The organism is Streptomyces sp. SS1-1, from assembly GCF_008973465.1.
GTDB lineage: Bacteria > Actinomycetota > Actinomycetes > Streptomycetales > Streptomycetaceae > Streptomyces.
Genome location: NZ_WBXN01000004.1, coordinates 6573838 through 6587096, shown reverse-complemented (window position 1 = coordinate 6587096; position 13259 = coordinate 6573838). Strand labels below are relative to the sequence as shown.

General features: G+C 73.7%; 11 protein-coding genes. 2 read left to right on the top strand and 9 right to left on the bottom strand.

Going from position 1 to position 13259, the window contains the following annotated elements; genetic code table 11:
• Nucleotides 1-125 precede the first annotated feature (125 nt).
• A complete protein-coding gene (locus tag F8R89_RS31470) occupies nt 126-1469 on the top strand; it encodes an amidase (RefSeq protein ID WP_151787143.1) in 1344 nt (447 codons plus the stop codon).
• Between the two features lie 19 nt (nt 1470-1488).
• Here the strand turns inward: F8R89_RS31470 and F8R89_RS31465 are convergent, their stop codons facing one another.
• The 8 genes from F8R89_RS31465 to F8R89_RS31430 form a co-directional block, all read right to left on the bottom strand.
• Nucleotides 1489-2670 carry a GDSL-type esterase/lipase family protein gene (locus tag F8R89_RS31465; RefSeq protein WP_151787142.1) on the bottom strand — a complete coding sequence of 394 codons (1182 nt, stop codon included), beginning with the start codon at nt 2668-2670 and terminating at the stop codon, nt 1489-1491.
• 16 nt (nt 2671-2686) lie between these two features.
• Nucleotides 2687-3265: a TetR/AcrR family transcriptional regulator gene (locus F8R89_RS31460; RefSeq protein WP_151787141.1), complete on the bottom strand. Its 579-nt coding sequence runs from the start codon at nt 3263-3265 to the stop codon at nt 2687-2689.
• Between the two features lie 214 nt (nt 3266-3479).
• The gene (locus tag F8R89_RS31455; protein WP_151787140.1) at nt 3480-3653 is read right to left on the bottom strand and encodes a hypothetical protein; all 174 of its coding nucleotides are present in this window, start codon (nt 3651-3653) and stop codon (nt 3480-3482) included.
• A 450-nt stretch (nt 3654-4103) separates the two neighbouring features.
• The gene (locus F8R89_RS31450) at nt 4104-5624 is read right to left on the bottom strand and encodes an SDR family NAD(P)-dependent oxidoreductase (RefSeq protein ID WP_151787139.1); all 1521 of its coding nucleotides are present in this window, start codon (nt 5622-5624) and stop codon (nt 4104-4106) included.
• 122 nt (nt 5625-5746) lie between these two features.
• Entirely contained in the window at nt 5747-7087 is a 1341-nt protein-coding gene (locus F8R89_RS31445) for a wax ester/triacylglycerol synthase family O-acyltransferase (protein WP_151787138.1), read from the bottom strand.
• Between the two features lie 226 nt (nt 7088-7313).
• Nucleotides 7314-8534 (bottom strand): glucose-1-phosphate adenylyltransferase, encoded by a 1221-nt coding sequence (gene glgC, locus F8R89_RS31440; RefSeq protein WP_151787137.1) that lies wholly within the window; start codon nt 8532-8534, stop codon nt 7314-7316.
• A 52-nt stretch (nt 8535-8586) separates the two neighbouring features.
• Nucleotides 8587-9738: a glycogen synthase gene (glgA, locus tag F8R89_RS31435; RefSeq protein WP_151787136.1), complete on the bottom strand. Its 1152-nt coding sequence runs from the start codon at nt 9736-9738 to the stop codon at nt 8587-8589.
• A 38-nt stretch (nt 9739-9776) separates the two neighbouring features.
• On the bottom strand, nt 9777-10496 hold the full coding sequence (locus F8R89_RS31430) for an IucA/IucC family C-terminal-domain containing protein (protein WP_151788363.1): 720 nt from the start codon (nt 10494-10496) through the stop codon (nt 9777-9779).
• A gap of 229 nt (nt 10497-10725) precedes the next feature.
• Here F8R89_RS31430 and F8R89_RS31425 point away from each other — a divergent pair, with 229 nt between their 5' ends.
• Nucleotides 10726-11805, top strand: a complete 1080-nt coding sequence (locus F8R89_RS31425) for a DMT family transporter (protein ID WP_192806285.1) — start codon at nt 10726-10728, stop codon at nt 11803-11805.
• Here the strand turns inward: F8R89_RS31425 and F8R89_RS31420 are convergent.
• The gene (locus tag F8R89_RS31420) at nt 11795-12994 is read right to left on the bottom strand and encodes a transglycosylase family protein (protein WP_151787135.1); all 1200 of its coding nucleotides are present in this window, start codon (nt 12992-12994) and stop codon (nt 11795-11797) included. The two genes, F8R89_RS31425 and F8R89_RS31420, sit on opposite strands and share 11 nt — an antisense overlap.
• Between the last annotated feature and the right edge of the window lie 265 nt (nt 12995-13259).

Sequence of the window (13259 nt, the reverse complement as noted above, 5' to 3'; positions counted from 1 at the left end):
GCCTCGGCCCCGCGCCCGCCGGGCCCGGATCCTCCACCCGGACATCCGGGCCCGCCCCCTCGACTCGGGGCCCGGCGCGGGGCAGAGTTCTCCTGCATACCCGTCAGTACGCAGAAGGAGCGCCCGTGACCAGCTGGGTCGGCCGGACCGCCGCCGAGATCGCCGCCGCCGTACGCGAGAAGCGGGCCACGCCCCGCGAGGTGGTGGCCGAGCACCTCGCCAGGATCGAACGGCTCGACGGGCATGTGGGCGCCTTCCGCGTGGTCCGCGCCGAGGCGGCGCTCGCCGAGGCCGACGAGGTGGCCTCGCGCGGGGATCTCGGCGAACTGCCCCTGGCCGGCGTGCCGGTGGCCGTCAAGGACAACCTGGCGGTGCGCGGCGAGTCGATGCGGGTCGGCTCGGCGGCGACGCCGGACGCCCCGGCCGCCGAGGACCATGTCACGGTGGCCCGGCTGCGCGCCGCCGGAGCGGTGGTGGTGGGCCTGACGAACGTGCCGGAGCTGTGCGTCTTCGGCACCACCGAGGGCGTGCACGGCACGGCCCGCAACCCCTGGGACACCTCCCGCACGGCGGGCGGTTCGTCCGGCGGCAGCGCGGCCGCGGTCGCCGCGGGCCTGGTGCCGCTCGCCCTCGGCAACGACGGCATGGGGTCCCTGCGCATCCCGGCGGCCAACTGCGGCCTGGTCACCATCAAGCCGGGCCACGGGGTGGTCCCGGCGGGCATCGGCGACGGCGACTGGTTCGGGATGTCGGAGAACGGCCCGCTCGCCACGACGGTGGAGGACACCCGGCTGATGCTGGCGGTCCTCGCCGGCACCGAGGTCGCGGCGCCGGCGACACCGGACACGTACCGGATCGCGGTGTCGCTGCGCAGTCCCCTCGCCGGGGTCACGATCAGCAAGCCGTACGCGAGTGCCGCGCGCGAGGCGGCGGCGCTGCTGATGAAGGCCGGTCACCAGGTGCGCAGGGCCGACCCGCCGTACCCGATGTCGCTGGGCGTCACCTCGCTGACGCACTGGACGGCGGGTACGGCGGTGGACGCCCGGGGCCTGGACACCGCGCTCCTCACCCGCCGCACGCGGGTGCACGCGGCCGTGGGCCGGCGGTTCGTCGGCCGGGCGCGCTCCGGCGGGGACCGGGAGCGGCTGCGCGCCCGGCTGGAGCCGTTCTTCGCCGAGTACGACGTGCTGCTCACCCCGGCCCTCGCGCGCCGCTCGCCCCGGTCCGTGCCGTGGCACGAGCGGGGCTGGCTGCGCAACGTGCTGGCCAACACCAACTACTCGCCGCTGACCCCGCCGTGGAACCTCACGGGCTGGCCGGCGATGGCGGTGCCGTTCGGGACGCTGCCGTCGGGGGCGCCCACCGCCGTGCAGCTGGTGGGCCGCCCCGGCTCCGAGGCGGCGCTGCTGGCCCTCGCGGAACGCGTCGAGGAGCTGCGGCCGTGGCGCAGGACGGCGCCGCTGGACTGAGCGGGCCGCCCCGCCCGGCTCAGATCTCCTGGGCGAACGGCCCGTCGACGCCGAAGGCCAGCTTCGCGAACCGCTCGCCGATACGGCGGTGGGTCGCCGCGTCGGGGTGCAGGCCGTCGGGGAGCGGCAGCTCCTCGAAGTCCGCCTCGCCGTAGAGCTCGCGGCCGTCGAGGTAGTGCAGGTGCGGGTCGTCGGCGGCCCGCTCCCGCACGATTCGGGACAGCTCGTCCCGGATGACGTTCAGCGTCAGCTTCCCGGTCGCGCGCTCCGCGGGGTCGCCCATCGCCGCGAACCGCAGCCGGCCCTCCCGCAGACCCGTGAAGTCCGGGGCGCAGGGCCCGGGGGTGTCCTCGTGGATCGGGCACAGGATGGGCGAGACCACCAGCAGCGGTGTCGTCGGGTGCCCTTCGCGGACGGTGTCGAGGAAGCCGTGGACGGCGGGCCCGAAGGCACGCAGCCGCATGAGGTCGAGGTTGACCAGGTTGATCCCGATCTTGACGCTGATGAAGTCGGCGGCGGTGTCGCGCAGGGCGCGGGCGGTGAACGGGTCGAGCAGGGCGCTCCCCGCCAGGCCCAGGTTGATCAGCTCCACGTCGCCGAGGGCGGCCGCGGCGGCGGGCCAGATGCCGGTGGGGCTCGCGGCGTCGGAGCCGTGGCTGATGGAACTGCCGTGGTGCAGCCACACCTTGCGGCCGGGGTCGCGGGCGGGCTCGACGGGCGCGTCGGTGCGCAGCGCGATCAGCTCGATCGTCTCGTTGTGCGGGAGCCAGATCTCGACGTCCTTGTCGCCCTCGGGCAGCCCGTCGAAGCGGACGGTGCCGGGCGGCCCCGAGCGGTACTCGTCGGTGCCCGCCGTCATGTCGACGGTGATGACGTTGCCGCCGTCGACGCTGCCCTGTGCCACCAGGCGTCCGTCGGCGAGCAGGTCGTACACGCCGGCGGGGCGCTCGGGCACGCCGACGTAGCTGCGCCGGGTGGGCAGGGCGTCGAGCTCGACCGTGGTGGCCCGGGTGCGGAAGACGAGCCGTACGCCGGACGGATGCGACTCGGCCATGGCCAGCTGCCCGTCGGTGTTCTGCGCACGGGCGCGGGCGGGCAGCCGGTGCGGCAGCAGCCCGTGCTCGGTCCGCTCGGTGTCGAGGGCGCCGCGCAGCAGGTCCGCGGTGACCGTGGTGGTGATCCAGTCGTGCTCGGTGTTCATGTCCTCAGCCTGTCGATCAGGAGGTGGGCTCGGTGGGCCAGTTGCGCAGCAAGGAGTCCAGGGCGTCCAGGATCCGGTTCCAGGTCTCCTCGGAGTCGGGCGCGCTGTGCCGGAAGCCGCCCGCCGACTCCAGGCTGGAGTACCCGTGGAAGACGCTTCCGAGCAGCCGGACCGCGTGCGTGGCGTCCGGTTCGGTCAGGTCGTAGCCGCGCAGGATCGCCCGGGTCATCTGCGCGTGCCGGGGCCCGGCGCTGCGGGCGGCCGTCTCGGGGTCGAGCGGCGTGCGGGCGGCGGCGGCCCGGCCGGGGTGCTCGCGCTCGTAGTCGCGGTAGACGTTGGCGAAGGCGACCAGGGCGTCCTTGCCGGCCCGTCCGGCGACGGCGTCGGCGGCCCGGTCGGCCATCTCCTCCAGCGCGAACAGGGCGATCCTCGTCCGCAGGTCCTGGGTGTTCCTGACGTGCGAGTACAGGCTCGCGACCTTGACGCCGAAGCGCCGTGCCAGTTCCGACGCGGTGACCTGCTCGAAGCCGATCTCGTCGGCCAGCTCGGCGCCGGCGCGGACCAGCCGGTCCGGGGTGAGTCCTACGCGTGCCACAACGATCCTCCCGCTTGCCTTAATCGAGTATGCAACCACCTAAAGGCTTTAGGCAAATGCGCAAGCGATCAAGGAAAAGGGAGGGAGTGGGAGGGAGTGGGAAGGAGCAGGCGGGAGCGGAAAGAGGACTGCGATCCGGCGCCGGACATGCCGAAGCCGCGGCCGGTGTCGTCGGCCGCGGCTCTCCGCGTTCGGTGGGTCGGGTCCGGCGCCGTCAGTCGACGCTGGGCAGGATGTGGGGCTCGGCGAGGTCGTCCTCGTAGCCCGCCAGCCGGATGGGGGCGGACCGGGCCCACACGTCGAGACTGCCGATCTCCTTCGACCCGCGGCCCGCGCGCTCCGTGCGTTCCTTGGAACGCTGTTCGCCGTTCGTCTTCTCAGGTGTCACCGCGCACTCCTTCTGTGTCGGATCACCCTCGGGGGGCGGAGCCGGCCAGTCTGCGGTCCGGTACCTGACGCCCCTTCGGGTCCAGCTCAACGTCGATGCGGACGCGGTGGCGTCGGTAACTGGTGTGCAAGCAGGCCGTTGTGCACCGGCTTGTCCCGGGACGGACCATGGGTGTGGGTTGGGACCCTGTGGCGCTGTCCGTCCGCTCCAGATTAACCAAATGAGCGCATGCCTGCTCGATGGGGCTGCAAACAACGTGTAAATCTCCGGAGTCGACCGGTAACCACCCGCCCGGCATCGGCTGTTCTGCCCCTGAACGCGACGTTTGTGCGTCACCCGTTCGGCGTAGCAGGGCCCCGGTTCGGGACCCAACTCACCCCGGACCCGCGCTCCGCCCGGCCGGATCCGGCCAACACGCCCCGAATCACCGCGATTCGGGGCGTGCGGGCGTCACCACTTGCCGGGCGCGTAGTCCTTCAGGAAGACGCCGTACAGGTCCTCGCCCGCCTCACCGCGCACGATCGGGTCGTAGACCCGGGCGGCACCGTCGACCAGGTCGAGCGGGGCGTGGAAGCCGGCCTCGGCGAGCCGGAGCTTGTCGTAGTGCGGGCGCTCGTCGGTGATCCAGCCGGTGTCGACGGACGTCATCAGGATGCCGTCGGTCTCGAACATCTCCTGCGCGCTGGTGCGGGTCACCATGTTCATCGCGGCCTTGGCGGCGTTGGTGTTGGGGTGCCCGGCGCCCTTGTAGCCGCGGCCGAAGACGCCCTCCATCGCGGAGACGTTCACCACGTACGCCCGTCCGCTCGTCGCCTTCTTCGCGGCCTCGGCCATGCTCGGCCGCAGCGCGCTGATCAGGATGAAGGGCGAGGTGTAGTTGCAGAGCTGGGTCTCCAGCAGCTCGACCGGGGAGATCTGGTCGATGGTCTGCACCCAGGTGTTGGACTCCACGACGTCGGGGACCAGGCCGCCGGCGTCGATGGCCGTGCCGTCCAGGTGCCGGGCGACGCTGGCGTTGCCCGCCACGAGGGCGAGGTCGGCGACCTTCTGGGCGTCCAGGCCGCTCGCGCCCAGCGGCAGCGCGGTGAGACCGTCGACCGCGCCGGAGTTGAAGGCGCCGATCACCTGGTGGGCGGGCAGCTCGCCGGCGGGCAGCGGGGCGCTCTCGCCCTCGACCAGCGCGGCGTAGGCGGAGGGCAGCCGGCGCACGGTCTGGGTCGCGTTGTTCACGAGGATGTCGAGCGGGCCCGCCTCGGCGACCCGCTCGGCGAGGGCCACGGCCTGCGCGGGGTCGCGCAGGTCGATGCCGACGACCTCCAGGCGGTGGAGCCAGTCGCCCGAGTCGTCCATCGCCTTGAAGCGGCGGATGGCGTCCTTCGGGAAGCGCGTGGTGATCGTGGTGTGGGCGCCGTCCCGCAGCAGCCGCAGGGCGATGTACATGCCGATCTTGGCCCGGCCGCCGGTGAGCAGGGCGCGCTTGCCGGTGAGGTCGGCGCGCACGTCGCGCTTGTCCCGGTTGAGCTTGGCGCAGTCCTGGCAGAGCTGGTGGTAGAAGTAGTCGACCTCGACGTACCGGGTCTTGCAGGTGTAGCAGGAGCGCGGGCGCTGGAGTATCCCCGCGATCCGGCCCTCCTCGGTGCGGGAGGAGGGCAGCAGGCCCTCGGTCTCGTCGTCGATGCGCTGGGCCGAGCCGGTCGCGGTGGCCTCCGTGACCGCCTTGTCGTGCGCGGTCTTCGCCGCCCGGCGTTCCTGGCGGCGGCGCTGCTTCACGGTGCGGTAGACGCCCGCGGTGGCCCGGCGCACGGCGATCGCGTCGGGGTGGTCGATCTCCAGCTTGTCGAGCTCCTCGAGCACGCTGAGGCAGACGGCCAGCCGCTCGGGGTCGATGCCGGGGCCGTACACGACGTCGTCGGCGGGCTCCTGTCCGGCCTCGGTCCTGATCGCCGTCGAGCCGTCGTCTGTCACCGTCATCGCCGCTGCCGTTCCCTGATCACCCGCGGCGCTCCGGTCGCGCTCGCATTCGAACGCGGAATTCTACGATTCGCCGGGCCTCTCCTCCAAAATCCGCCGGAAGGGGCCCCGGGGCGCGCCGGTCAGGGGTCGCAGGCGGTGATCAGTGCCGCGACCTCCTCGGTGATCGCACCGGCGAGGACCCCGAGATCCGGAACGGCCCGCCCGTCGGCCACGAGACCGAAGTGCACACCACCCCGGTACGTCGAGATCGCGACGGCCAGCGACTGACCCCGGGCCAGCGGGGCGAAGGGATAGACCTCGGCCACGGGGTGCCCGCCGAGCTTCAGCGGGATGCCGGGGAGCGGGACGCTGGTGACCAGGATGTCGAACCAGAGCCGCGCCGCCTGGGCGACCAGCGGCCCGGCGAAGCGGTGACCGAGCGCCGGCACGTGGTCGGCGAGCAGGGCGACCGCCCCGGCGCCCCGGTGGGGGCCCGCGTCCTTGTTGCGGTCCATGGCCGACCGGACCGCGGCGAGGCGGCGCAGCGGGTCGGGGTCGTCCACCGGGAGCCGCATCAGATAGCCGGAGAGGCGGTTGCCCTGGGGGTGCGCGGTGCGTGGGCGGCGCCGGGAGACCGGGATGAGGGCGCGGGGCGCGACGCCCTCGCTGCCGTCGCCGCGCTCGTCCAGCCAGCGGCGCAGGGCGCCGGCGACGACCGCGATCAGGACGTCGTTGACGGTGCCGCCGACGGCCTTGCGGACGCGGTGCACGTCGTCGATGTCGACGACGACTCCGGCGGTACGGCGGGTGCCGCTCGGCTCGGCGGTGAGCGCGGGCGTGGAGCGGGTGGCCAGGGTGGACACGGCGACGGAGGCCCCGATGTCCAGGGCCCGGCCCACGTCGGACACGGCGCCGCGCACCACGTCGGGGAGCCGGCGCACATCGGGCAGCCGGCCGCGCGCGGGCTCCTCGGGGCGGGGCCGGCGGGCGGGCAGGTCCATCGGGTCGAGGACGGCGGCGGCCAGGGTCAGCGCGCGCAGGCCGTCGGCGAGGGCGTGGTGGAACTTGAACAGGACCGCGAACGACACCCCGTCCTCGCCGGGCAGGACGTGTGCCTCCCACGGGGGCCGGCCGCGCTGCAGGGGGCGCTCCATCAGCCGTCCGGCCGCCGCCTGGAAGTCGGCGGTCGGCGCGTGCAGCCGGACGTGGTCGAGCGGGTCGAAGTCGGGGGCGGGCTCGCGGGCGGCGCCGCCGAACGAGAACGGCGACCGCAGCAGACCACGCGGGCGCCAGGCATCGCGGATACGCATCCGCAGCCCCGGCACGGCGGCGGCCCGCGCGGCGAGCAGGTCGGCCGCGTGGGCGCCCGCGGTCGGGGTGTGCGCCATGAACACGCCGAGCGCCCCCAGGTGCATCGGGTGTTCGGCGGACTCGATGTTCCAGAACGCAAGGTCGAGAGGGGCGAGCAGGTCGGAAGTCAATGGCTTGCCTCGCGTCGGCGGAAGGGTGGATCAGCAGTCAATCGCTCCCTGACGATTACAGTCAAGTACGATCAGGCTACGCACAGTTAACAGCAGATTAAGTCCCGCCTCTCGTGAAGGCAGCGGACTCATGGTGCATATGGGGCCACTCCACCACAGGGAGCGGCACCGGGCATCCCGTGCGTGTCACCCGGGAGGCGTCATCCGCGCCCGTCGCCGGCGGCCGCTACGACACCCGCTGCCCCTTGCCGAGCGCGATCACACCGCCCTGGGACACCGTGTACAGCTCCACGTCCCGGTCCGGGTTGACGCCGATGGTGGCGCCCGGCGGCACGTCGACGTTCTTGTCGAGGACCGCGCCCCGCACCACCGCACCCCGCCCGATGTGCACGTTGTCGTGCAGCACCGACCCCTGCACGACCGCCCCCGGGTCCACCACCACACCCGGCGACAGCACCGACCGGGTGACCTGCCCGCGGATCAGGCAGCCCGCGCTGATGATGGACTCGCCGGCGATGCCGCCCGCGTTGAACCGGGCCGGGGAGAGCTGGCCCGAGTGGGTGTAGATCGGCCAGCTGCGGTTGTACAGGTTGAACGCCGGGCGCTCGGCGATCAGGTCCATGTGGGCGTCGTAGTACGCGTCCAGGGTGCCCACGTCCCGCCAGTAGCCGCGGTCGCGGCTGGTCTCGCCGGGGACGTGGTTGGCCTGGAAGTCGTACAGCTGCGCCTCGCCCCGCTCGGTGAGCTGGGGCAGGATCGAACCGCCCATGTCGTGCACGGACGTCTCGTCCTCGGCGTCCCGCTGGAGCGCCTCGACGAGCGCCTTGGTGGTGAAGACGTAGTTGCCCATGGAGGCGAACACGCGCTCCGGGTCGTCCGCGAGACCGGGCGGGTCGGCCGGCTTCTCCAGGAAGCCGCGCACGGTCTGCCCGTCCGGGCCGGGGCTGATCACCCCGAAGGCCGAGGACTCGGTGCGCGGCACCCGGATGCCCGCGACGGTGACGCCCGCGCCGCTCTCGATGTGCTGCTCCAGCATCTGGCGCGGGTCCATGCGGTACACGTGGTCGGCGCCGAACACGGCGACATACTCGGGGCGTTCGTCGTGGATCAGGTTCAGCGACTGCAGGATGGCGTCGGCGCTGCCGAGGTACCAGCGCGGGCCGAGCCGCTGCTGGGCCGGGACCGGGGTGACGTAGTTGCCGAGCAGGCTCGACATCCGCCACGTCGTGGTGATGTGCCGGTCCAGCGAGTGCGACTTGTACTGCGTGAGGACGCAGATGCGCAGGATGCCGGCGTTGACGAGGTTGGACAGGACGAAGTCGACGAGCCGGTAGGTGCCGCCGAACGTGACCGCCGGTTTCGCGCGGTCGGCGGTCAGGGGCATCAGGCGTTTGCCCTCCCCGCCCGCCAGAACGATGCCGAGTACCGAAGGTCCACCACCACGCATGGCCGCTCCCCTCACCCCTGGTTGCTTCCCAGCCTGCCCGGAGCGGCGCGCCCTAAGCCTGTTTCAGGATCTCCCCGTAGAGCCGGACCGTGCGGCGGGCCACGGCGTCCCAGCCGAACTCCCCCACCGCGCGCTCCCGTCCGGCCTCGCCCATCCGCCGGGCCGCCTCCCGGTCCCCCACGAGCGTGTCCAGGGCCCGGGCGAGGCCCGCCTCGAAGTCGTCGTCCAGCGGGACCAGCAGTCCGGTCCGGCCGTCCTCGACGACCTCCGGGATGCCGCCGACCCGGGACGCCACCACCGGCGTGCCGCAGGCCATCGCCTCCAGGTTCACGATGCCCAGCGGCTCGTACACCGAGGGGCAGACGAACACCGCCGCGTGCGTGAGGAGTTGGATGACCTCCGGGCGCGGCAGCATCTGCGGGATCCAGTGCACGCCCGCCCGCACCCGGCTCAGCTCCTCGTACAGGTCGCGGAACTCGCGGTCGATCTCCGGGGTGTCGGGGGCGCCCGCGCAGAGCACCACCTGCGCGGCGGGGTCGATGTCCCGTACCGCCCGCAGCAGATGGGGCACGCCCTTCTGGCGGGTGATGCGGCCGACGAACAGCACATAGGGGCGGTCGGCGTCGATGCCGAAGCGGGCGAGGACGTCGGTGCGCGGGTCGGGGCGGTACAGGGTGGTGTCGATGCCGTTGTGCACGACGTGGACGCGGTCCGGGTCCAGCGCCGGGTAGCAGCCGAGGATGTCCTCGCGCATGGCGCCCGAGACGGCGATGACCGCGTCGGCGGACTCGACGGCGGTGCGCTCCGCCCAGCTCGACAGGGCGTATCCGCCGCCGAGTTGCTCGGCCTTCCAGGGCCGCAGCGGCTCCAGGGAGTGCGCGGTCAGCACGTGCGGGATGCCGTACTGGAGCTTGCCGAGGTGGCCGGCGAGGTTGGCGTACCAGGTGTGGGAGTGGATCAGTTCGCGGCCGGCGAGGGCGGCGGCCATCGCCAGGTCCACCGAGAAGGTGCGCAGCGCGTCGTTGGCGGTGTCGAGCGCCGGCCAGGGGCGGTGCCGTCGTACGCCGACCGTGCGGCCCTCGCCCCAGCAGTGCACCTCGAGGTCGACGAGCTCGCGCAACTCCCGTGCCAGGAACTCGACATGGACGCCCGCGCCGCCGTACACGTCCGGCGGGTACTCCCGGGTCAGCAGTCCCACTCGCACCCGGAACCCCCTGTCTCAGCGGCTGGTCGTCCCCATGGTCACCCAGATGGGGCGTGCGGGGAAGAGCGCGGGGGCCGGGTGAGGCAGCAGTCGCCGCACAGGCCGCCGCCGGGCACCCGGTAGTAGAGGCAGCAGCTGTGGCGCCGGAAGGCCGTCCCGGTGAGGGTGCCGGTGCCGGCGAGGAGAGGGTGGGCGAGGAGCCGGGCGGTCAGGCCGCGGGTGCGGGCGGCGGCGTCGGCCCGGCCGTGGGCGCGGGTCCAGCCGTCGAGTTGCCGGGCGGTCGCCGCGAGGGCCGATCCGGCGTTGCCCCACAGCAGCCCGCCGGCCACCTTGTGCCGTCGGCCCAGGGCGGCGGCGAGGGGTTCCAGGTGCCCGTCCAGGACGACGGTGGCGACGGTCGCCGCGTCGGCGGGCCGTGCGCGCGTCGCGCCGAGCCACAGGTCGTCTGGGGCGGAGGTGGCCGGGTCCCAGTGCAGCAGCTCCGGATCGAGGTCGGGGACGGCCCCGTAGAGCGCGGCGCAGCCCAGGGTGACCGACCAGAGGCGGGCGGCCAGGCCCTGCTGGGCGACGGACGCGGCGACCCGGTCCTCCCCGGTCCGCAGGGCGCGCGCGACATGCCGGACCCGCAGGTCCAGGGCGTCGCCGTCGGCGTACGCGCGGGCCAGGGGCGTCCCGGCCCGCGGCGCCTCCGGCGGGGTGCGCAGGGCGAAGAAGCCGCCGAGCGGGCGGAGCAGGGCGAGGCCGGGGTCGAGGTCCACGGGAAGCAGTAGTACCAAGCCCTCCTCAGGGCTCCGCCCCGGGGTGTCCCTCATGCGGACACCCGACCGGAGGATGACACCGGGGCCGTCGTACTCCATCAGCAGTACGACACAGTGGGTGCTCTGGGACGACGACGGGAAGAGCGGCGCACGGCATCGTGTTGGTCATGATGGCCGACCGTTCGCCGCGCCGGGGTCACGGCCCCCGCCCTCCGCAGAGGAGCCGCCCATGAGCGCCCTCGCGTTGTCCGTGCTGCTCTCCCTGGTCTCGGCCGTCGCCTACGCCGGCGGCGCGATCGTGCAGGAGCGCGTCGCGGTGTCCTCCCCCGGGCAGCAGTTCGCGCCGATGCGCCGGCCCGGCTGGTGGGCCGCGATCGCGCTGAACGGCCTCGGCGGTCTGCTGCACGTGGTGGCGCTGGCGTACGGCCCGCTGAGCCTGGTGCAGCCCCTCGGCGCGCTGACGATCGTGTTCGCGCTGCCCATGGCGGCGCTCTTCGTGGGCCGCAGGGCCGGCGCGACCGCCTGGCGGGGTGCCGTGATGGCGACCGTGGGCCTGGCGGGCCTGCTCTCCCTGGTCGCCGCGTCCCCGGCGCAGTCGCTGGACACGGCCGAGCGGGTGGCCGTGGCCCTGGTGACCGGCGGCCTCGTCGTGGCGCTGATGGTCGCGGGCCGCGCCGCGCACCGGCACCCGGCGGTGCGCAGCACCCTGCTCGCCAGCGCCTCGGGCATCGCGTTCGGCATGTCCTCCGTGTTCACCAAGGTCGTCGCCGTCGACTGGAACGGCGGGGTGTCCCTCGGCGACCTTCCGGCGCTCGGCACCATCGGGGTCTTCGCGACGGCCGGCCTGATGCTGTCGCAGGCCGCCTACCGGGGCGCGGGCCTGGCGGCGCCGCTGGCCACGCTGACGGTGGTGAACCCGGTCGTGGCGGCCGCCGTCGGCCTCACCCTGTTCGACGAGGCCTTCCGGTACGGCACCACGGGGACCGTGCTCGCGCTCGGCTGCGGTGTGGTCGCCGCGGGCGGCCTGATCCTGCTGACGACCGAGCGGCTGGCCTCCGCCGCCCCCGTCCCGGCGCCGGAGACGGTCCCGTCGGCGCCGCGCGAGGAGATCGTCGTCCCGGACGTGCCCGGCCTCCCGGACGTGCCGGAGGTCCCGGACGTGCTGGAGGACCTGCTCGTCCCGGCGCACGCTGCCCAGGTGGCCGCCGGGGACGCCGGGCCGCGGCCGGTCTGCCTGTACGGCCTCTTCCCCGGCCTCTACGACCCGCCGCCGTCGGCCGACCGGCACCGGATCCGGGTCACATCCTGACGCCGCCGGCCCGCAGATAGGCCACCGGGTCGATGTCCGAGCCGAAGCCCGGGCCCGTACGCACTTCGAAGTGCAGGTGCGGGCCCGTGCTGTTGCCCGTGGACCCGGAGCGCCCGATGCGCTGGCCGGCGCCCACGGACTGCCCGTCCTTCACGGAGATCGCGGACAGATGGGCGTACTGCGTGTAGCGGCCGTCGGCGTGCCGGACGACCACCTGGTAGCCGAACGAGCCCTCCCAGCCGGCGCTCACCACGGTCCCGGCGCCGACGGACTTCACGGACGTGCCGGTCGGGACGGGGAAGTCGACGCCCGTGTGGTAGCCCTTCGACCAGGACGAGCCGGCCTTGCGGTAGGGCGTGCCGGTGCTCGCGCCGACCGGGGCGACCAGCGAGCCGCCGCTCTTCGTGACGCGTTCCTCGCGGTCGGTGGTCTGCTTCTTCCGTGCCGGTTCCCCGGCGGGCTTGCGGGCCGGGGACTTGGGGGCGGCCTTGCGGGCGGGCGCCTCGGGGGCGGCCGCCTTGCCGCGCAGCGCGAGACGCTGGCCCGGCAGGATCAGGTCGGGGTCGGCTCCGACGGTCGTACGGTTCGCGGCGTACAGGCCCCGCCAGCCGCCCCGCACGTTCCGGTCCTCGGCGATCCGGGACAGCGTGTCGCCCGGCACCACCGTGTACATCTCGGCCCTGCCCGCACGGGACTGGGGCGTGGTCTGCGGCTGGACGTCCTGGACGGAGGTCTTCTTCGCCGCGGCCCGCGTGGTGTCCCCGACGGCCTTCGTGGTGGCCGAGTCCGGGTGCACGCCGGGGCTGCCCCCGCCCCTGGTCAGTCCCGCCCGGACCGAGCACTGCGGCCAGGCGCCGGGCCCCTGCCCCTCGAGCACCTTCTCGGCCACGGCGATCTGCTGGTCCTTCGTGGCCAGATCCGCGCGGGCCGCGTACCGGGTGCCGCCGTACGCCTCCCAGGTGGACTGGGCGAACTGCAGGCCGCCGAAGTAACCGTTGCCGGTGTTGACGTGCCACCGGCCGGTGGACTCGCAGGCGGCGACCTTGTTCCAGGTGTCCAGGTCGGCGGCCTGGGCGACACCGGTGCCGATGAGCGGGAGGGCGATGCCCGCGCCGCCCGCGGTGACGGTGAGCGAGGCGCGGTTGATCCTGTTCGGCTGATACCGGCGGTGCCGGCCGCGTACGGCCATGGAGGAGCCCCCCTCGACTGCGTCAGGAGGGGCAAAAGTAAGCGCCGCGAACAGGCCATGACAAGACGGCAAATCAGCCGCCTGTTCGCGCCAAGTGGCGCGGAAGGGGCGCACTTTGACCGACGCGCGGTGCCACTGAGTGCGCCGGGGCCTTCCGTGCGTATGTGCCTGCGACATCGCGCCACCCTGATGTGCGGTCGCCGTACCGGCACGTCAGGATGGACGAGGGGCAATACTGGCGGGCGTGAGTGGCACCGCTGCCATA